This window comes from Chryseobacterium sp. MP_3.2, assembly GCF_035984805.1.
Taxonomy (GTDB): Bacteria; Bacteroidota; Bacteroidia; order Flavobacteriales; family Weeksellaceae; genus Kaistella.
On record NZ_JAXCHW010000001.1, the window covers coordinates 645731 to 666945 of the forward strand.

General features: G+C 35.3%; 19 protein-coding genes. 11 read left to right on the plus strand and 8 right to left on the minus strand.

Annotation, left to right across the window (positions count from 1 at the left end; genetic code table 11):
• Window positions 1–142 precede the first annotated feature (142 nt).
• Entirely contained in the window at window positions 143–2629 is a 2487-nt protein-coding gene (locus RCH13_RS03170; RefSeq protein WP_326985759.1) for a T9SS type A sorting domain-containing protein, read from the minus strand.
• A 316-nt stretch (window positions 2630–2945) separates the two neighbouring features.
• Between RCH13_RS03170 and RCH13_RS03175 the strand changes: the two genes are divergently transcribed.
• Entirely contained in the window at window positions 2946–5150 is a 2205-nt protein-coding gene (locus tag RCH13_RS03175; protein WP_326985760.1) for a RelA/SpoT family protein, read from the plus strand.
• An 18-nt stretch (window positions 5151–5168) separates the two neighbouring features.
• Window positions 5169–6347, plus strand: a complete 1179-nt coding sequence (gene nhaA, locus RCH13_RS03180; RefSeq protein ID WP_326985761.1) for a Na+/H+ antiporter NhaA — start codon at window positions 5169–5171, stop codon at window positions 6345–6347.
• Window positions 6348–6506: 159 nt separating this feature from the next.
• Here the strand turns inward: nhaA and RCH13_RS03185 are convergent, their stop codons facing one another.
• A complete protein-coding gene (locus RCH13_RS03185; protein WP_326985762.1) occupies window positions 6507–7508 on the minus strand; it encodes a YihY/virulence factor BrkB family protein in 1002 nt (333 codons plus the stop codon).
• 30 nt (window positions 7509–7538) lie between these two features.
• Here RCH13_RS03185 and rlmH point away from each other — a divergent pair, with 30 nt between their 5' ends.
• The 4 genes from rlmH to RCH13_RS03205 all read left to right on the plus strand — a co-directional run bounded on the left by rlmH (window position 7539) and on the right by RCH13_RS03205 (window position 10394).
• The gene (gene rlmH, locus RCH13_RS03190) at window positions 7539–8012 is read left to right on the plus strand and encodes a 23S rRNA (pseudouridine(1915)-N(3))-methyltransferase RlmH (RefSeq protein WP_326985763.1); all 474 of its coding nucleotides are present in this window, start codon (window positions 7539–7541) and stop codon (window positions 8010–8012) included.
• 93 nt (window positions 8013–8105) lie between these two features.
• Window positions 8106–8888 (plus strand): HipA family kinase, encoded by a 783-nt coding sequence (locus tag RCH13_RS03195; protein WP_326985764.1) that lies wholly within the window; start codon window positions 8106–8108, stop codon window positions 8886–8888.
• Window positions 8875–9258: a DUF3037 domain-containing protein gene (locus RCH13_RS03200; protein ID WP_326985765.1), complete on the plus strand. Its 384-nt coding sequence runs from the start codon at window positions 8875–8877 to the stop codon at window positions 9256–9258. Before RCH13_RS03195 ends, RCH13_RS03200 begins: the two co-directional genes overlap by 14 nt.
• Before the next feature lie 74 nt (window positions 9259–9332).
• The gene (locus RCH13_RS03205; protein WP_326985766.1) at window positions 9333–10394 is read left to right on the plus strand and encodes a serine hydrolase domain-containing protein; all 1062 of its coding nucleotides are present in this window, start codon (window positions 9333–9335) and stop codon (window positions 10392–10394) included.
• Here RCH13_RS03205 and RCH13_RS03210 read toward each other — a convergent pair.
• Window positions 10391–12718 carry an ATP-dependent helicase gene (locus RCH13_RS03210; RefSeq protein ID WP_326985767.1) on the minus strand — a complete coding sequence of 776 codons (2328 nt, stop codon included), beginning with the start codon at window positions 12716–12718 and terminating at the stop codon, window positions 10391–10393. The two genes, RCH13_RS03205 and RCH13_RS03210, sit on opposite strands and share 4 nt — an antisense overlap.
• 168 nt (window positions 12719–12886) lie before the next feature.
• Here RCH13_RS03210 and RCH13_RS03215 point away from each other — a divergent pair, with 168 nt between their 5' ends.
• Window positions 12887–13147, plus strand: a complete 261-nt coding sequence (locus RCH13_RS03215) for a hypothetical protein (protein WP_326985768.1) — start codon at window positions 12887–12889, stop codon at window positions 13145–13147.
• A 54-nt stretch (window positions 13148–13201) separates the two neighbouring features.
• Here the strand turns inward: RCH13_RS03215 and RCH13_RS03220 are convergent, their stop codons facing one another.
• Together RCH13_RS03220 and RCH13_RS03225 are read right to left on the minus strand one after the other, a co-directional pair.
• Complete coding sequence (locus tag RCH13_RS03220; RefSeq protein WP_326985769.1) at window positions 13202–13567, minus strand: response regulator; 366 nt, start codon at window positions 13565–13567, stop codon at window positions 13202–13204.
• Window positions 13568–13583: 16 nt separating this feature from the next.
• The gene (locus RCH13_RS03225; protein WP_326985770.1) at window positions 13584–15425 is read right to left on the minus strand and encodes a PAS domain-containing sensor histidine kinase; all 1842 of its coding nucleotides are present in this window, start codon (window positions 15423–15425) and stop codon (window positions 13584–13586) included.
• Window positions 15426–15629: 204 nt separating this feature from the next.
• Between RCH13_RS03225 and secG the strand changes: the two genes are divergently transcribed.
• Complete coding sequence (gene secG / locus RCH13_RS03230) at window positions 15630–15983, plus strand: preprotein translocase subunit SecG (RefSeq protein WP_326985771.1); 354 nt, start codon at window positions 15630–15632, stop codon at window positions 15981–15983.
• Between the two features lie 82 nt (window positions 15984–16065).
• Here secG and RCH13_RS03235 read toward each other — a convergent pair whose 3' ends face one another.
• From RCH13_RS03235 to recR, 3 genes are read right to left on the minus strand one after another with little or no spacing between them, the layout of a single operon-like run.
• Window positions 16066–16902 carry a glycosyltransferase family 2 protein gene (locus tag RCH13_RS03235; RefSeq protein ID WP_326985772.1) on the minus strand — a complete coding sequence of 279 codons (837 nt, stop codon included), beginning with the start codon at window positions 16900–16902 and terminating at the stop codon, window positions 16066–16068.
• Complete coding sequence (locus tag RCH13_RS03240) at window positions 16902–17705, minus strand: glycosyltransferase family 2 protein (protein WP_326985773.1); 804 nt, start codon at window positions 17703–17705, stop codon at window positions 16902–16904. The genes RCH13_RS03235 and RCH13_RS03240 overlap by 1 nt, the downstream gene beginning before the upstream one ends.
• 57 nt (window positions 17706–17762) lie before the next feature.
• Window positions 17763–18374: a recombination mediator RecR gene (gene recR, locus RCH13_RS03245; protein ID WP_326985774.1), complete on the minus strand. Its 612-nt coding sequence runs from the start codon at window positions 18372–18374 to the stop codon at window positions 17763–17765.
• A gap of 177 nt (window positions 18375–18551) precedes the next feature.
• On the opposite strand from recR, the gene RCH13_RS03250 reads away from it, so the two are divergent.
• The 3 genes from RCH13_RS03250 (at window position 18552) to RCH13_RS03260 (ending at window position 21194) form a co-directional block, all read left to right on the plus strand.
• Window positions 18552–19157, plus strand: a complete 606-nt coding sequence (locus RCH13_RS03250) for a hypothetical protein (RefSeq protein ID WP_326985775.1) — start codon at window positions 18552–18554, stop codon at window positions 19155–19157.
• 13 nt (window positions 19158–19170) lie between these two features.
• Window positions 19171–19665, plus strand: a complete 495-nt coding sequence (locus tag RCH13_RS03255) for a hypothetical protein (RefSeq protein WP_326985776.1) — start codon at window positions 19171–19173, stop codon at window positions 19663–19665.
• Between the two features lie 86 nt (window positions 19666–19751).
• Entirely contained in the window at window positions 19752–21194 is a 1443-nt protein-coding gene (locus RCH13_RS03260) for an aminoacyl-histidine dipeptidase (RefSeq protein WP_326985777.1), read from the plus strand.
• Window positions 21195–21215: the final 21 nt, after the last annotated feature.

Sequence of the window (21215 nt, forward strand, 5' to 3'; positions counted from 1 at the left end):
AAAATTTACGATAAATTAATTCGCCTTCCAATTGCACGCATTTCTGTATTCTATTAGACCAATCCTAAATAACAGAAAAAATAAGAACCCTTCAAATATGAAGGGTTCTTTCATTGCTAAGAAAATTTAATTGAACGATTTTTTATTGTTTAATTACTTTATTAGTAACCACGTTGCCATTTACTAAAGCTTTTACCAAATAAACTCCTTTTGGTAAAGAGGACATATTAATTTCTGAGCGATCAGTTTTTGGAGAAAGGGTCATCACTTTTTGACCTACCATATTATAAACTTCTACGTTTTCTATTTTACCAGAAGCGGTGATGTTTAGTATTCCTGAAGTTGGGTTTGGATAGTAACTAAACTTACTAGCGTTTACGTTATCTACTGCCAAAACTGCGCAAGATACTGTCGCAGACCATCCTGCTTTGGTAACAATATCATCCGAGCGGAATCTTACTGTTAATTGCCCTGAAGGATCTGTAGAAGTGAAGGAATCACCAACGGATAGTAAACTACTAGCGACGGAAGGTGGAAAACCTGTTTCTCCACATTTTGAAGCTGCTAAAACTGGCGATGTAATTGCAGGGCCATTATAAATAGATAAGTAATCCCAACATCCACCAGTAGTTCCAGCAGTTGTTGAAGTTTCAATTTCTACCTGTGTAAAAGTAATTTTAACACCTTGTCCTACTACTGTTGGTGCAAAATGCGTTACGTTATCTTCATCATTTCCATAATTTGCAGCAGATCCACCTGAATCCAAGAAGGTATCTCCGCAAGTTAACGGTGGAATAAGTGGTGCATTAGAAATTGTATCTGCAATGGTAAACATTGTAATTTCATTTCCATTGGTTGATCCAACAACTGTCGCAGCTCCTGTTGCAGTATTTACCGTGTAAAGATTACTGGTTAAATCTAACCCGAATCCAGCCATGTATAAGATATTATTGGAAGTGTTGAAATCTGCATCTTGTGCATAACTGATATCGACTCCCAGTGGCCCAATGTCCGTAGCAGCTCCAGTTGTAAGGTTAATAGCGTATAATCTATCTGTAGTTATATCTGCGCTATACGCCAATCCATTGTTATCAATTTCTATCCAGATTGGGGTAGACATTCCCGCAGTCGATCCTACCACTGTAAGTGCTCCCGTTGTAAGATTTACAGTGTATAGTGTCCCACTTGTAGCACTGGTTGATGTCGCATACATGGTATTATTCACTCGGTTCCAGGACAAACCAGTAGGATTTTGACCTGCCACTAAGTTAGTGAGCGGACCTACAACACTAAAAGTTCCATTAGAATACACCTTAACCAATTGAGTATTAGTAAAGTTTAAGCCGTAGAGAGTACCGTCTCCTGCCAAATCATCAGCGAAAATGCCCGCGGCTAAAGTTGCAATAGGGGTGATGGTATTTGGAGGGGTTAAAGGCATTGTACCAAAATCTAAAGGGTAAATACCGTAGGAGTTTTTAACAAACGCTTTATTTAAAATAATCGGCGGTTCTACCGTATCAGCAATACTAAACATAGTATATTCTGCATTATCTGGAGTAGTGGAACCCACTAAAGTTGCAGCACCAGTCGCAACATTGATGGTATAAATTCCACCAACTCCACCACCTGTATATGATGCCATATACAGCTGATTAGTATCTTTATTAAAGTCTGCTTCTTGTGCAAATTGACAATTAACTCCTAGAGCTCCAATTAGTGTTGAGACTCCAGTGGCTAAATTTACAGAATATAGATTATCAGTGGTGATATCTATGGTATAGGCCATTCCTGCATTATTAATTTCTAGCCATATTGGTGTCACTACTCCCGTCATTGCTGTGACCAAAGTTGCTACACCTGTTGCTAAATTAATAGTATAGAGTTCTGCACCTGTAGAAGCAATTCCAATTGCGTACATCGTATTGTTTGTACTATTCCATGATAACCCAGCCAAAGTAGAGGTAACCGGAATATTAGTTACGTTACCAATATCTGTAACAACTCCCGTATTGTTTACCATTACCAGATTTCTACTCGCATTGTCTAGAGCATATAACTTACCGTTACCCGCAATATCATCAGCATAAATTGCTCGAGGTAGCGGAATTGTTCCAGTAGCTGTTAAAGTATTCGGAGGTGCAAGTGGCATCGTGCCGAAAGGTCTTGTCGCAGCTCTACCATTTAAGGCGAAAGCTTTAGTAAAAAGTTTACTGTTACTTGGCTTTTCTTGTTTTAAATTTTGCAACTCATAAATTCTCAAAAGTTTTAATTCTTTCTGCGTGAATAGATGGTCTGGAAACGCGAGAGGAGAATCTCCCAATTGGGCAATTTTGTCGTGAATCGGCTGTACTTCTGCTTTAGTAACTTTAGTTTTCAAATCTTCCTCCGTTATACCGTAAGGATAAGTTTTTGTATTACTTTCTTGCGTTTTATAGGCTTTAAATAACCCAAATTCTTCTCTAGAAAGTTGATCCAAAGGAACTGCTCCCGCTGGATTCTGTTTTCCAAGTAGCTCCAATTTGTTTAAAATTGGTTGCACTTGTTCCGTACTAATTCTCTGTTGAGACAATGCTGAATTGGAGATCAGAATCATGGCAATGATTCCTACACCTGAGTAAAGTTTTTTCATACCTATGTATATTTTTTGGTTACTCTAAAGTAGTAAATATTATCCTACTCATTATACATTTTTTTTAAATATAATTTAAAACTAATCAACGTTTTTTACAAAATATGCACTATTAACCGCTTTTAAGTAAAGAATAAATATTTTTAAAGTTTGTTTTTTAGGTTAAAACGCACTTTTTTTAGGTGGGAAATTCTAATTTCGCTCTGTAGACCAGAAATCAAAGTGCAAAAAGTGGGAGTGTAAACGGTAGTTTTTAAATTTTCCTAAAAAAACCTGCTATTTTTTTCTTATTTTCGTGTACTAATTGGGATTTTTGATGGTATACGATTTAGAACAAGAAAATAAAGAGATACTCGCACGGTACAGAGATTTAATATCAAATACTTACCGGTCGCTAGATGAGGAGCAAAATAAATTGATCCGAAAAGCGTTCGACATCTCTTTAGATGCCCATAAGGACCAACGTAGAAAAACGGGCGAACCCTACATTTATCACCCCATTGAAGTCGCAAAGATTGTTGCGAATGAAGTTGGTTTGGGTGCCACTTCTATTGCTTGCGCACTGCTTCACGATGTTATTGAAGATTCTGATTACACCTATGAAGATCTGAGTAAAATATTTGGTAAAAAGATAGCCGATATTGTGAATGGGCTTACCAAAATTTCGGTAATGAACCATCAGAATATCTCCATTCAATCAGAAAATTATCGAAAATTACTCCTGACTCTTTCCGAAGATTTTCGTGTGATACTTATCAAAATTGCAGACCGCCTTCACAACATGCGAACTTTGGAAAGTATGACGCCAGAAAAGCAGAAAAAAATTGCCTCAGAAACTGTCTACATTTATGCGCCCCTCGCTCACCGTCTCGGACTCTACAACATTAAATCTGAGCTAGAAGATCTTTCTTTAAAATTTAATAATCCCGAAGTTTACATTGATATTTCCCAACGGTTAGAATTGGCGAAGGAAAATCGGGAAAAATATGTGGAAGAATTCACCAAAGAAGTTTCTGAACAGTTGCATGAAGAAAATCTAAACTTTACCATTAAAGGAAGAGCAAAAGCAATTTCCTCCATCTATCGGAAAATGCTGAAACAGGGCGTTACCTTTGATGAAGTTTTTGACAATTACGCGATTCGAATCATCTACAAATCAGATGCGAAAAATGAAAAATTTCTAGCCTGGAAAATATATTCGATCGTTACAGACCTCTATCACAGTAATCCACAAAGAATGCGCGACTGGATTTCTCAACCGCGTTCTACGGGTTATGAAAGTCTGCATCTTACCGTTTTAGGTCCAGATAAAAAATGGATAGAAGTGCAAATTCGCTCAGATAGAATGGATGATATTGCAGAAAAAGGCGTGGCCGCTCATTATAAATACAAAGAAGGTTTTCGGCAAAATTCCGACGAGAAAAATTTTGAAACTTGGGTTACAGAAATTCGCGAGGTTCTAGAAAACCAACAATCTTTGACTACTACGGAACTTTTAGATAATATCAAATTAAATCTTTATTCCAAAGAAGTCTTTGTCTTTACCCCAAAAGGTGAAATAAAAATTCTTCCAACGGGTTCTACAGCCTTGGATTTTGCTTTTTCCGTCCATTCAGATTTGGGAATGAAATGTCTGGGTGCAAAAGTAAACGGAAAATTGGTTCCCATTTCTTACGCACTGCAAAACGGAGATCAAATTGATATTTTATCTTCTCAAAATCAAAAACCAAAAGCAGACTGGCTGGATTTTGTAATTACTTCTAAAGCGAAATCCAAAATTAAGGCGATTTTAAATTCTGAAAAAAATCATCTTTCGGAAGAAGGAAAAGAAATTCTCCAAAGGAAAATGCGCCACGCAAAAATTAATTTCAATGATGAAGAGATTAATAAAATGCAGAAGTTTTTTAACTTAAAAACCTCACAAGAATTATTTCTAAGTTTTCAAAACGGAAATTTAGATATAGGCGACATTAAAAAATATACAGAAGGAAAAGGAATCTTCAGCAATCTGATGCAGCGTTTTCGGAAATCACCGAGTAAAAACGATGTTTACACTGAAGCTGCGGAAACCAATCTGGATATGATTGTCTTTGGGAAAGATGAAGAAAAGATGAATTACTCTTTCGCCAAATGCTGCACCGTAATCCCCGGGGATAAAATGTTTGGATTTATTACCATTTCAGATGGTATTAAAGTGCATCATGACGCTTGTCCGAACGCCATTAATCTTCGGGCACAATATGATTATCGAGTACTCATAGCGAAATGGGTGAACGAAGAAAGCTTTAAAAATAGAATTAAAATTGAAATTGAAGGCCTAGACAGAATGGGAATGATCAACGATATTACCGCCGTGATTAGTAACAATATGAATATGGACATGAAAAGCATGTCTATAGAATCCAACAATGGTATTTTTCTCGGCAACATTAATCTAGAAGTACGAAACAAAAGCCAACTGGAAGAAACCTTCAAGCAACTTAAAAACATCAATGGCATTTCCCGTGTGAAACGCCTGTAAAAACTTAAAATATAATTCATGCTGATTACAAATTACTTCAGAAAATTCCTCCACAGTTCGCAGTCTTCGGGGATATTGTTAATCGTTTGCGTTGCAATCTCCTTGATGGTGGCCAATTCTTCTCTTGGAGCTTCTTTTCAAAATATTCTGGATCAAAAAATTGGAACAGAAATGTTCGCACTTAACTATTCCTTAAGCGTTTGGATTAATGATGGTTTGATGGCCATTTTCTTCCTGCTTGTGGGATTAGAAATCAAGCGAGAAATTGTGGAAGGTGAGCTTTCAACTTTCAAAAGTGCCTCACTTCCCATCGTTGCAGCTTTGGGTGGAATGATTGTGCCGGGTTTGATCTTTTATCTTTTTAATCGTGGAACGCCTTATGAAAATGGTTGGGCAATCCCCATGGCGACGGATATCGCATTTTCCCTGGCTATTATTTCAATGTTAGGAAAAAAAGTTCCGCTTTCTTTGAAAATATTCTTAGCAGCACTGGCTATTGTAGATGATTTAGGCGCAATTATGGTAATCGCAATTTTTTACACAGACCAAATTCATTGGAATTATTTAGGTTTAAGTGCGATTATGGTCGCGTTGCTTGTTGTGTTTAATATCTTGAAGATGAAAAAGCATGTATTCTATATCATACCTGGATTATTCCTTTGGTATTTTATGCACCATTCTGGAATCCACGCCACCATTGCCGGAGTGTTATTAGCATTTACCATCCCTACAAATTTCTCCAGCAAAGAAATTTCTCCGTTAGAAAAGCTAGAGCAAAAATTACACTTGCCAGTGAATTTTTTAATTATGCCAATTTTTGCGCTTGCAAATACCAATATTACCTTTAAAGAAGGAATGGTAGATGGACTTTTTACAGATTTCGGGTACGGAATTATTTTAGGTTTATTTTTGGGTAAAGTCATTGGGATTAATCTTTTCTCTTGGGTTTTTATCAAGTTGAAAATTAGCAATTTGCCTGATCAAAGTTCCTGGACTCAAATGACTGGAGTGGGACTTTTGGCCGGAATTGGATTCACAATGTCAATATTTATTGCCCTACTCTCTTTCAAAGGATTCCCCGAAATTCAAGACGAAGCTAAATTTGCTATTTTAGTGGCCTCCGTAATTTCAGGCTTTGGTGGATATTCCCTACTTCGGTATGTGGATAAGAAGAAGGTTACAGAAGAGGCGCCTTAGAAAAACAACCGTATTTTGGACTTAGAAAATTACTTGGTACAAATTAAAAAAGTAGGCGATTATGCCTACTTTTTTTTGATTTATTTTTGCGTTTCAATTCACGTTTCAACTATAATATAATTCCCGTTACATTCCATTTAGACATTTCATCTTTGAAAATTATTTCTTGAAAATAATCGTATTGGAATCTTCCAGCTCAGAGATACTTGGTATATTTTCTGAATTAAAATTTTCGAAATCAGCGCGCATTTCATCAGCAATCATTTTATCCATACGAACTTTTTTAATGGCAAGATTTAATTCATTGCCTAAAAGAATTAGGATGATATTGATATTCACCCAAATCATTACCAAAATGATGGAACCGATGGAACCATACAAGACATTATACCGCGCAAAATTTCTAACATAAATCGCAAAGAAATAAGTGAGTACAATAAACATTACGGTAGTTAAGATCGCACCTGGAAATGCCTGTTTAAAAGTTGTAATCTTCAAACAACCGACCCAATAAAAAAGAGCTAAAAGAATAAAGTAGAATATTGGAAAGGAAATAAACCCAATAATCTTGGATAAATTGTCCACAAACCAAGAGATGTTAATTTGTGGCGTGAAAAGTTTTAAAACTACTTCACTGTAATATACACCTAATAAAGAGGCGATGATGAGGAAAATAAAGGCGATTGTGATAAAGAATGCGACCACATATTCTTTCACCAAACCTCTTTGCAAATTGGTATTTTCATTAAAACCATTAATCAAAGAATGCGTTCCATTTACGGCAAAAACCATGGCAAAAACAATCGTTAGATTGCTAATGTTCTGGATGTTAGGCAAAATAAAAGTTTGAATGTAGCTGCTTACATCTTGCTGAATATTGGCAGGTAGAATATTTTGAAAAAGAACTTCGAAAATATAAAATTGAAGCTTATCATAATGCGGCAAATAAGGCAGCAGAGAGAGAAGAAATAATACAAAGGGAAATAGACTCAAAAAGAAGCTCCAAGAAATACTCGCTGCACTTTTTCCGATCTGCATTTTAAAAACTCCCTGACCATAAATTTCGAACATTTTCCAAAGAGAAATTCCTAAAACGGGAATATGGATTTGATCGAGGTAACGGTGGATTTTTAGGAGGAATTGAGGAGTTTTAATGCCCATTAATTTATATTTGCAAAACAAAGATAAGAAATGAGAATCAATTTAATCTGCATAGGAAAAACCGATGACCGCGAAATTTCTGAGCGTGTAAAATACTATCAAAATCGCTTACCTAAACATTGGAATTTTGATATAAAGGAAATCTCAGATGTAAAAAATGCTAAAAACCTGAGTGCAGAATTATTAAAAGTAGAGGAAGGAAAATTATTTTTGAATCATTTTGAAAACTCAGATTTCATTATCCTTCTTGATGAAAAAGGGAAACAATTTACCAGTCGGGAATTTGCCGGTAAAATTGATCATTGGATGAATTCTTCTTTTAAAAATATCTATTTTCTCATTGGCGGCGCCTACGGATTTTCCGAGGAAATTTATGCCAGAGCACAAGAAAAAATGTCCCTTTCAAAAATGACGTTTACCCATCAGATGATTCGTTTGTTTTTTGTAGAGCAAGTATATCGCGCGGATCAGATACTGCAGGGGAAACCCTATCACAATGATTAATGTTATATCCTGGGTGTTTGGTGTTTGGTGTTTGGTGTTTGGTGAAAAGAGTTTAAAATAAAGATCACATCAATTTTTTCTTATTTTTGTTTCATGAAGAAAAACTTGTCATTAAGAACCGTCACGGTAATGCGCTACATCTTACCATTAAGAGAAGGTGGTTCCTTGCCCGCATTAGCAGAGGCGGAAGATGATTTTAAATATGTTTTAAAATTTCGGGGGGCTGGACATGGGGTGAAAATGCTCATTTCTGAATTGCTCGGTGGAATGATTGCGGAAAAATTAGGTCTTCAAATTCCAGAATTGGTTTTCGCTAATTTGGATGTTGATTTTGGCAGAACGGAAGCAGATGAAGAAATTCAGGATCTTTTAAAATTCTCCGAAGGATTAAATTTAGGATTGCATTTTCTTTCCGGCGCTATTACCTATGAATCTTCTGTGAAAATTGATCCACTTTTAGCATCCAAAATTGTGTGGCTCGATTGCTTTATCACCAATATTGATCGTACTTTCAAGAATACCAATCTTTTGATGTGGCACAAAGAATTGTGGATTATCGACAACGGCGCTTCCTTTTATTTTCACCATTCCTGGCAAAATTTTGATGCTGCGGCGAAAACTCCTTTCAAATATGTTAAAGATCATGTTCTACTTCCGCAAGCGAGTCAATTGACCGAAGCTGATGTTTATGCCAAAGAACTTTTGAATGATGCATTTTTCCAGAGTCTAGTAAATTTAATTCCAGAAAATTGGTTGCAGTGGAATGATGCGGAGGAAAATCCAGAAGAGATTAGGGAAATTTATTTTCAGTTTTTAAGGACTCGATTAGCCAATTCCGAAATATTTTTAAAAGAAGCCCAAAATGCAAGAGGATAAAATTTACGAATACGCTGTAATTCGGCTCGTTCCAAAGGTGGAGCGGGAAGAATTTTTTAATATTGGGCTCATTTTATTTTCCAAAAGGGAAAAGTATATCCGAATTCAAATTCATATTTGTCCCAAAAAATTTGAGTTGATGGAATGTAAAATAGACTTAGAAGCCGTGCAACAAAATCTAATAAATTTCGAAAAAGTGGCAAACGGCGCAAAGGACGGCGGCGAAATCGCAAAGTTAGAAATCCCTGAAAGATTTCGTTGGCTCACTGCTGTTCGGAGTTCTGTGGTTCAAACTTCCAGACCACATCCCGGAAAATCGAAAGATTTGGATGGAACTTTTGAGCGGTTGTTCGCGGAATTGGTGAAATAAATTATTTAATAAGGAAGGAAATTTAACAAGTTTATTTTTTAAACATCTTAAAATGACCAACTAAATTTCCAGCCATGAAGACTTTACGATTAGTTCCAATTCTCCTGTTTTCTTTAAGTTCAATCTTAAGTTTCAGTCAGAAAAACTCAGCTTCAGAAAAGATGTATTTTCCGCCAAATTCTGGGAATGAATGGGAAACTAAATCTATTTCCAGTTTAGGATGGAATTCCGCAAAACAGCAAGAACTAGTCGATTTTCTGGCGCAAAAAAACACCAAAAGTTTTATTATTCTGCACAATGGAAAAATAGTGATGGAAAATTATTTCGATGGACAAACTGCGTCTTCGCCTTGGTATTGGGCGAGTGCGGGCAAAACGCTTACTTCATTTACCGTCGGCATTGCGGAACAGGAAGGTTTTATAAACATCAATAATAAAATTTCAGATTATTTGGGAACTGATTGGACGATGGAAACTTCAGCACAGGAAGATCAAATAACTTGTAAAAATCTCTTAACCATGACTTCCGGGATTGAGGATTCTAACGGTGACGGAATTTTACGTGAAAACCTTTTGTACAAAGCGGATGCAGGAAAAAGATGGTCTTACCATAATGTTTACGTGAAATTACAGGATGTAGTTTCAAAAGCGACGGGAAAAAGTTGGCAAAATTATTTCAGCACCAGTTTGAAAGATAAAATCGGTATGAGCGGCGCTTGGATTTCCAAGAATAATAACGAAGTTTATTGGAGCGATGCAAGAAGTATGGCGCGTTTCGGGTTATTGGCTTTGAATAAAGGAAACTGGAACGGCACGCTAATTCTTAATCAAAAATATTTTCATGACGCAACCAAGACATCCCAAAACATCAATCTTGCTTACGGATATTTGTGGTGGCTGAATGGAAAATCAACTTATTATCTTCCGATGACGCAAATGCAGTTTTCGGGTTCGCTGATTCCCAGTGCGCCCAAAGATATGTTCTGTGCTTTGGGAAAAAATGACCAAAAAATTTATGTGGTTCCGAGTAAAAATCTCGTCATTATCAGAATGGGGAAATCTGCAAATAATTCTAATTTTGCACGCTCCGATTTTGATGAAATGCTTTGGCAGAAAATAAAGGCAATGATGAATTAAATCTTCGTCAATTTTGCAAATTTCAAGATTAAGTTCTTTTCGCCTTCATGCTGGAATTTTACTTTCGCCTTGATGTTTTGCGCGTCCGTTCCATCCAGAAAAATCACTTCTCCTACTCCAAAACGGTCATGACGAACTTTATCTCCAACTTCAATATCTTGAGAGGAAGTTCCACTTGGATTGATGATTTTTGCGGTGGCAACAGGTTTTAAATTCTGTGGAATAGGAATAGGTTCATTTCTTTGGATCGATTTCTTTTCTTCTTTCTTTTTATAAAATCTTGGTTCAGAATCCCCTTCATCAAAAATATTGGACTTCAAGCCTGAATGATTTACAAATCTGCTTTCAATCGCGGGATTGATGAACTCTAAATATTGTGCATCTACTTCACTCAAAAATCGGGAAGGTTCTGCATCCGTAATTTTACCCCATTGAAAACGAGAAATAGCATAAGAGAAAAAGGCCTGCTTTTCTGCTCTGGTTAAGGCTACATAAAACAATCTTCGCTCCTCTTCTACTTCTTCGCGTGTGGAAGAACTCATAAAACTGGGGAATAAATTTTCTTCCAATCCCACCAAATGTACTACTGGAAACTCTAGGCCTTTCGATAAGTGAATGGTCATCAAAGACACTTTATCGGCATCATCATTTTTGTCGGTTTGCGTATCTGCAGACAAAGCAATATTTTCTAAAAAGCTGGATAATGAAGGATCTCCGTCTTCAATTTGCTGCTGTTCCTCGATAAATCCCTGCATGGAATTCATTAACTCCTGAATATTTTCTACACGCGAAATTCCCTCTGGAGTCTGATCGTCTTTTAGAAATTTAATCAACCCACTTCTTTTCGCTACCTCCATCCCAACATTGTAGGCATTTTCAGTTTTAAGCATGACCTGAAACGCTTTGATCATGGCCCAAAAATCTGCAAGTTTGGTAATGATGCCGTTGTTTAAAGACAATCTTGGTGCATAGAAACCAAGGTTATCCAACACATTGGTTATGGCAATATTTTGTGAATCTGCAAAAACAATTAATTTATTTTGGGTGGTTTCTCCAATTCCTCTTGTCGGGAAATTGATAATCCTGCTCAATGCTTCGGAATCATTTTCATTGACGAGTAATCGCAAATACGCTAATAAATCCTTCACTTCTTTTCTTTGATAAAAAGACAGTCCCCCAAAAACCCGGTACGGAATATTTTTTCGTCTCAAAGAATCTTCGAAAGCACGTGTCTGGGAATTCGTACGGTATAAAATGGCAAAATCAGTAAATTTTCTCTGCTGAGAATTATGAAGTTCCCAAATATTAGAAGCAACGAAATTGGCTTCGTCAGCATCTGAAAGTGAGCGGTATACCTTTATTTTTTCCCCTTCTTCATTATCACTGAAGACATTCTTTTTAAACTGCTGAACATTCTTTGCAATCACGACATTGGCAGCGTTGACAATGTTCTGGGTTGACCGGTAATTTTGTTCCAAAGAAACGGTTACCGCGTCGGGGTAATCTTTTTTAAAATTTAAGATGTTCAAAATATTTGCCCCACGAAAGGAGTAAATGGATTGTGCGTCATCACCGACAACGCAAATATTTTCAAATTTTGAGGCCAATGCTTTCACAATTAAATATTGAGAATGATTGGTATCTTGGTACTCATCTACCAAAATGTAGCGGAATCTATCCTGGTATTTAGCTAAAACTTCGGGGAATCTGGTGAGAAGTTCATTTGTTTTTAAGAGTAAGTCATCAAAATCCATTGCTCCATTTCGGTAGCAAACATCAACATACTTCTGGTAAATAAGTCCAATGTTTTTCATATTGGCGCGCTCATCTGCTTCCATTAATTCTGGATTGCTGAAATAAGCCTTCACCGTAATCAGATTATTTTTATAATTGGAAATTCTGGACTGAACTTTTTTCGGTTTATAGAGATCAGAATCAATATTCAATTCCTTCAACACTTTTCGGATTACATTAAGAGAATCTTGAGAATCATAAATGGTGAAATTAGTAGGAAAACCCAGATAATGTGCTTCACTCCGTAGAATTCTGGCAAAAACGGAGTGAAATGTTCCCATCCAAAGAGAGCGAGCTTCACTGTCTCCCACAACTTTTGCAATTCTGGCTTTCATTTCCTTCGCCGCTTTATTGGTAAAGGTAAGCGCCAAAATGTTAAAAGGATCTACAAGATTGGTAATGAGATGTGCAATTCTCATGGTGAGAACCCGAGTTTTGCCAGAACCGGCACCTGCTAAAACCATTAGAGGTCCTTCTAATGTGGTTACAGCTTCGTGTTGCGGTTCGTTTAGTCCTTTTAAATAATCCATGAGTCCGTATAAAAATGAAGGTCAAATTTACGAAAATTAGATGGGAAATTTCGGAGAAAAGAGCGATTATGAATTATTCAAAAATATAATTGAAAATGAAAATTGCCACGGTAACAAAAGGCATAATAATTGTTTATATGGAAAATAACAACAAAGTACAAACAAATTATGTCTGAAAATATATTATCGGTGGAAGATTTAAAATTCTTAGAAATCTTGCACTCCAAATTCGGCTTATCTTATTTACGATTTGATGATATCGGTTTAGCTTTTAATAATGAAAATGAAATCTTAAAAGCCACAATAAACGAAAATTTTAATAATTTAGGATATTTGACTGAGATTTCGAAGAAATTAAAATTCCGTTTGAATTCTAATTTCCAATTGAACTTTTCAAAAGGATTTAATTTTGACGTCGTTCGAATTTAATTTGAAACACCATTAAAACTTAAAAGACATCTTCAACGATGTCTTTTTTATTTTCTAGGCAGTTAATTGATCGAGCTTATTCATAATATCATCAATTTCAAAAGGTTTAGAAATAAAGGCATTGGCGCCAGATAGGATGGCGGTATGCTCTAATCCTCGACTCGCAGACATAATGAGCACGGGAATATTTTTCGTCTCCTCATTCTCCTTTAATCTTTTGCAGATATCTCTGCCATCTTCCCCATTCAGCCACATATCTAAAATTATAATATTAGGCTTTGCTTTTTCTTCCACGAAATTGAATATCTCAGAACCGCGCTCGAAGGTATTGACTTCAAAACCTTCGAAATCCAACATGGTTCCTAAAGAATCGAGTATTGCAATATCGTCATCGACTATTACTACTTTTTTTGAATTCATCTTTTTGTACTAAATTTTAATAAACTGGTAGAGAAAAGAAAAAAGTTGAACCCTTGTTTTCTTCGCTTTCTACCCAAATTTTGCCGTGTGATCTTTCTACAATCTGCGAAGCTATATATAAACCCAATCCCAATCCTGGAAATACGCTTTGCTCATCTCCATCAATGCGGTAATATTGCTGAAATACTTTATCCTTTTTTTTTGCGGGCATTCCAATACCGAAATCTTGAACAGACATTTCTGCATTTCCCTCCTTTTCCGAAATGGCAACAATTACTTTTTTGGAGTGTGGCGAATATTTAATTGCATTTGATACAAGATTGGTAATCACCTGACTAATTCGCTCCCTATCAGCAAATACCATACCTACGTTTTCAGTATTGAGTTCAATTTCATAAGAAGTTGACATTTGTTGGTCTTCTACGGTTTCCACTACCAATTTTTCAAAATCGAAATTCTCCTCATTCAGATAAATTTTACCCGAATTAATTTTGGTAACATCTAATAAATCACTGATCAACGAAGTTAACTTCATGATTTGCACATCCATTTTTTTTGCAAACTCTGCATTTTTTTCGTCTCCTGTTTTTCGGAGCATTCGCTCTAAAACTTGAGCATATAGCTTCAAAGATGTTAATGGCGTCTTCAATTCATGGCTCGCAATACCGAGGAAAGTATCTTTCTGAGCATCCAAATTTTTGATGTCATTAATATTGGTACTGGTTCCAATCCAATGTTTTATCGATCCATTTTCATTCAAAATGGGCGTAGCTCTATTTAAAAACCAAACATATTCTTTATTAGCAAAATTCATAAATCTAAATTCAAGCTCAAAGACTTTCTTTTCCAAAGTGGCTTGCTTCCAAACTCGCCTCATATTTCGAAAATCGTTTGGATGGATTACTTTTTCGAAATCAAAGTCATCAATAGTTTCTCGATCTAAATCCAGAAAATCCCTCATATGATCATTAAAATATTGAATTCTGCCATACTCGTTAGTGGTCCAAAGAATATGGGGCATTGCTTCGGCTAAATCACGATATTCTTTGGCTTTATTTTGAGCTTTCATTCGCGCTTCCACCAATTCCGTCACATTTACAGCTACATTTAAAACTGCATAAATCTCGCCCTGCAAATCCCGAATTGGACGGTATGCAAAACTGAAATAAGCCGACTGCAAAACACCATCAATTATCAGATCAGCTCTTTGTTCAGCGGAGTGATAAGGTTGACCTGTTATAAAAACATCTTTTAATAAAGCAACAAAAGGTTGACCTTCCAATTCGGGCAACGCATCCTCTAATTTTAGTCCTATCACATTATTTTTTTTGCCCCACGTTTTAATCATTTGATCATTTGCGAAGTCAATAATCAAATCTTCACCTTTAAAAATTGCAGCAGCATAATCAGAAATTTCTAAAATTTCTTTGAAACGCAGTTCGCTTTCTTGTAATTTATGTTCGCTTAAAACTTGATCGGTAACATTAATTGCAACCACAGAAACTCCGGTAATTTCTGTATCTGAACGTACGGCAGAATAGATAAAATCAAAATAGTAAGTCAACATGATTCCATCTTTTGTAAGAAGTGCTTTTACTTTGTATCCCTTAATGGTTTTCCCTGTATCAAAAACTTCCTTTAAAATTCCAGGAAATTCTTGATTAGCAATTTCTGGTAAAGCTTCTAAAACTGGTAGTCCGATCACGTGATCTCCTTTTCCCCAAAATTCCAAAACCTGTGCATTCGCATTTGCGATCACGTGTTTTTCCCCCATTAATATGGCAAGTCCAACCGGTGCCTGACTAAAAAGTGAGGTTAGCGATTCCAAACTTATGGCGCTTTCTAGAAGATTTTTCATAATTGCGAAATTAAATAAATTATGTTTAATCAATAGTGTTTTTTTTCAGATCCAATTTATAAAAAAGTGACGGACTTTTTGTTTTTTTTACTCCATTATTAAAGAGCAAATAAATTGATATGTTTTTCTCAATTAGAATGGCATATTCTATAAAATATTTAAAAAATATGATTATATTTGCACTTCGAAAACTTAGAAAATAAAATGAGCACAATATTTACATTATTCATGATCCTAATCATGATTACCAGCATTCTTTTAATCATCATTATTATGGCACAAAACCCTAAAGGTGGCGGATTATCTGGAACATTTGGCGGAACTTCTCCTGCACAATTTGGTGTACAGAGAACCAATGACTTTATGGAAAAAGCGACTTGGACATTAGGAACTGCAATTGTAGTATTAATCCTATTAAGTGTTATTTTAACTGCCAAACCAAGTATGGTAATTCCTAGTGCTCCGGCAAGAACTCAAGCTCCGGCACCACAAACTGCTCCTGCTGCAAATAATCCAGTTGCGCCTGTTCAGCAAACTCCAGCCCCAGCTGCAAACTAATTTATTCACAAAATATAAAAAGGTCTGAATTATTTCAGACCTTTTTTTTGTGCTTTATTTAGGCGGATGCAATTAGCTTAAATCAGAAATTTAGTTTTATCTGCTCAATAACGAACCTAACCTTTAAACCTATTGATAAAATGATATACTGTATAGGATATTTTTCTTTATAGTATTTCTCAATAAATATCTGCATTGCACCATAGAACCTCTTTAAATATTCAGAGTTTTTGATTGTACTTTCTCCTTTAAAATGGACAATTGACAAATTTCCATAATACCAATTTTTGTAATGATTTTGAATCAACGTATAGCATAAGTCTATATCCTCACCGTACATAAAATATTGTTCATCGAGGCCTCCAATTTTTCGGTATACATCTGTTTTAATAAGTAAGAAAGCGCCTGTAACTACATCGACTGGAGCAACAGAAAATTCATTAATATCATTCCTATAGTAAGATTTGAAGGTGTTTTTTCGAAAACTGAGAAATAGTTTCTCAAATGAATTAAACATGTCTGGTATTGATCGTTTGCTTTCTGGTAAAAAGGATCCATTACCATTATGCATTCTCACGCCAAGACAACCGAAATCCTTCATATCCGCAACAAAATCTATTATTTCATTGAAATTATAACTTTCAAATTTCGTATCTGGATTTAATAACAATAAGTAAGATCCCGTTGCATGCTGCGCACCTCGATTATTTGCAACTGAAAATCCCCTGTTAGTTTCTGCTGCAATAAATTTTACTTTTGGAAATTCTTTAATAAGAATTTTCCATGAAGAATCTGGCGAATTGTTATCTACTACGATGATTTCGTACGATATATCTTTTACAAACTTATCTATTGAAAGAATACAGTTTCTTAATAGGTCTGTAACATTAAAATTCACAATAATGATGGAAAGTGTCATTAAGTGCCAAGTTTAATATATTTATTTCGAACTAATCTCACTGCAAACTTAATTTTGTAAAAAATAAAATACAAAACATATTGGAATTTATGAATATGTTTTAAGACCAGCATTTCTTTTAAGTTTTTCTGAAAACCTTTTTCCATTTCAATTAAATTAGATGAGAGCCCTGAAACTCCAAAAGATCGTTTACCACCGCCGTAAAAAACCAATTCATCATTTAAGATATACATCTTATTCCGATGGGAAATTTTAAGCCAATAATTTAAATCTTCAGCATATCGCTGCTTTTCATCAAAAAATCCTGTATTCTTCAAAATTATTTTAGTAAATATTACCGTTGATGGTTGAGTCTCATTTCGGAACATCAATTTTTTAAAGGTAATTTCAGCTAAATTACCCGCATTAAACGTATATGGATATTTTAGAACCTGCTTATTTCTTAATGCTCCTAAAAAATCGATTTGCAAATTTAAATTTCCGAAAATCTTCATCTGCTGCGCAGTTTTCTCTGGTAACCATTCATCATCTGCATCTAAAAAAGCGATATAATCACCTGTTGCTTTTTTCATTGCGACATTTCTTGCTCTACTAACACCGCTGTTTTCCTGATTAATTAAAGTGATATTCTCCTTTTCATTAATTTGCATATAATGCTCAATAATGTTTCTGCTGTTGTCTGTAGAACCATCATTGACAATAATTATTTCGAATGCACCATCCCAATTCTGATTTTTTATTGACAGCAACGCAGTTTCAATTGTTTTTTCAGCATTATAGACCGGTATAATTACAGAAATCATGTAAGTAGTATTTCAAATTTTTAAACCAATTGCTAAAGTAAGAAAATTAGGATGAAATTAATCGGTTTCATTATAGGGTAAACGATTTTGGATGGATCTTCCTAAAGATATTTCATCCGCATACTCCAATTCATCGCCCACAGATATTCCTCTGGCGATGGTGGAAAATTTGACATCAGAATTTTTAAATTTTCTGTAGATATAATAGGCTGTAGTGTCACCTTCCATCGTTGCGCTGAGTGCAAAAATTAGTTCCTTTACAGCGCCAATTTCCAGTTTTTTAGCAATGGAAGTAATATTAAGTTGATTGGGTCCAATCCCTTCCATTGGAGAAATTTTACCGCCTAAAACCAAATATTTTCCGCGGAATTTACCCGTATTTTCAATAGCCATTACATCTCGAACATCTTCTACGATACAAAGTATCTCATTTGTCCTTTTTTGATTGGAACAGATTTCGCAAATTTCTAGATCAGAAAAATTATGGCAGTTTTTACAATACTGAATTTCTGTAACGAGCTTTTTTAAAGAATCACCTAAAGTAATCGCTTGACTTTCTGGTTGTTTTAGAAGGTGCAAAGCCAGCCTTAATGCTGATTTTTTTCCAATTCCGGGTAATCCAGAAATTTCTTCTACCGCCTTTGCCAAAACTTTACTTGGGTAATCCATGCCGCAAAGATAGAATTCACGATTTAATATTCAAAATGCTTAATTGACCTTGATAAAAATATAAATTAGCGTCGACCATTAGTTAAAATTTTTGCAATTAAAAAATTTGCAAATGCCCAATTACTAAAGTTTCATTTGGTATTGTATGCGCTTTCTTTATCTTTGAAAAAAACAATTATGATTCTGCAAAATTTAAATTATCCACTTGATTTTACCTTCAAAATAACTACTCTATCCAGCGATTTCAACATTACTGATAAAAACGGAAATTATGTAGCGTACGTAAGACAGAAAATGTTCAAATTGAAAGAAGATGTTCTTGTTTTTAGCGATGAAAGCAAATCGAAAGAGCTGTTTCGCATTCAGGCAAATCAGTGGATTGATTTTAATGCTTCCTATTCAATAACTGAAGTTGAAAGCGGAAAAATTTTTGGCAGATTGGCCAGAAAAGGGATGCGCTCTTTGTGGAAATCTCAGTATAATATTGTGGATCAAAATGACCAGAACAAATATCAAATCAATGAGGATAATGGCTGGGTGAAGATTTTAGATGGAATGATTGGAGAAATTCCTCTCGTAGGAATGTTTACAGGATATTTTTTAAATCCGTCCTACACCGTGAAAGATAATATGGGAAAAGAGTATTTCAAATTAAAGAAAATGCCTTCATTATTCGGAAGAAAATTCCAACTGGATCGACTGATAGACATTGATGATCAAGATGAATCTTTAGTGGTGCTCAGTTTTTTAATGATGGTTCTTTTAGAAAGATCAAGAGGTTAAAAGAGAATTGTAAATGATGAATATATTTTTAAGCGCCGCGCTCCTCACACTTCTTTATAATTGCAAAAAAGAAGAAAAATATCAAGGTGATATAATTGATATCCCTACAAAGGTAAGCGATAATATAAAAGTGGTCAAGAATTTAGAAAAGACGTCAAGCACCGAATTCCAGACCTTCGGCTTTCCAGCAGAGGTTGAAGGATGTTCCTGCTATTTCTCCAAAAATAAAGATGATTTCGACGAAGGGAAGTATGTTTACATTGACGATTATGGAAATAATGCTTACATTAAACTGGATCATGAACTAATAAAAACTCCAATGGTAGAAAGTGATTTTGATCCAATTAACTTTAAAAAATCGATAACAACTGATGATATTACCATAACCCTAGAAGGCAAAAAAATCGAAGAGTTAGAGGAAGTGATGATGTTTCAGGGAAATTTAAGCGTAAAAAAGAAAAATGGAGAAACCAACTCCACTCCAATTTATGGAGAGTGTGGCTGTTAAATACTATTAAAATAAAGGATTTGCGCTTTCGAAAATTTCGGGAGCATTTTTTTATTTGTAAATTTGAAGTAAACAATTTATAAAAAATGGAACTTTCACAATTAGAACCGCAAATCATCTGGAAAAATTTCGCTGCTTTAAATTCGGTTCCTAGACCGTCTAAAAAAGAAGAAAAAGTCATAGAATTCATGAAGAATTTTGGTGAGCAATTGAATCTGGAAACAACTGTTGACGAAGTAGGAAATGTAATTATAAAAAAACCTGCAACTCCAGGTTTAGAAGATAGAAAAGCGATTGTGCTCCAGTCTCATCTGGATATGGTTTGCCAGAAAAATAATGACGTTAATTTTGATTTTGATACGCAAGGAATTCAAATGGAAGTTGACGGCGATTGGGTAAAAGCGAAAGGAACAACACTGGGCGCCGATAATGGAATTGGCGTTGCCACGATCATGAGTGTTTTAGAAAGCAATGATATTCCACATCCTGCATTAGAAGCGCTTTTCACCATTGATGAAGAAACTGGGATGACGGGTGCAAAAGGCTTGAAACCAGGCCAATTAGAAGGAAAAATATTACTGAATCTTGACACAGAAGAAGATGATGAGATTGATATCGGCTGTGCCGGTGGAATTGATGTTACCGCTTCTCAAAACTATAATTTAGAAGACCCTAAAGGTCAAATTCTAAAAATCACAGTGAAAGGTTTACAAGGTGGTCACTCTGGAATGGATATTCACAAAGGATTTGGAAACGCTAATGTACTTTTGGGAAGATTGCTATATTTAGGTCTTAATCAGCAAAATCTTGAGCTTATTTCTATCGATAGTGGTGGTCTAAGAAACGCTATTCCAAGAGAAGGAAATGCAGTTTTCTCCGTAAGAAATGCCTTGGAATTTATAGAAAATTCGGAATCTCTAAAATCTGCAATAATGGAAGAATTTTCCGAAGTTGAGAAAGATTTACACATCAACATAGAAAATTTCACTTCTGCGGAAAAAGCAATTTCTGAGGTAGATTCTAAAAAAATAATTTTAGCCTTGAAAGCGGTACAGAATGGCGTGTACAGAATGTCGCCAGATGTTGCAGATTTGGTAGAATCTTCTAATAATGTTGCGAGAGTAGAATTAAAAAATGGAGAATTAAAAATCCTAAATCTTTCCAGATCTTCTGTAGATTCCACGAAAGATACCGTTGCAGAACAATTAAAATCTGTATTTGAATTGGCGGGGATGGACGTGGATTTCAGCGGTTCCTATCCCGGCTGGAAACCAAAACCTGGCTCCGAAATTGTAAAAATAATGGAGAAAATTTATGAAAAAGATTTCCAAGAAAAACCACAAGTAGTAGCTTGTCATGCTGGCTTAGAATGTGGAATTATTGGTGCCAATTATCCAGAAATGGAGATGGTAAGTTTTGGCCCGACCATTCGTGGCGCTCATTCGCCCGATGAAAAAGCAAACATTGCATCTGTTGCAAAATTCTGGGGATTTTTTAAAGAAATTCTAGCGAATATTCCAGCGAAATAATTTTTCTTATAAATTAATTGA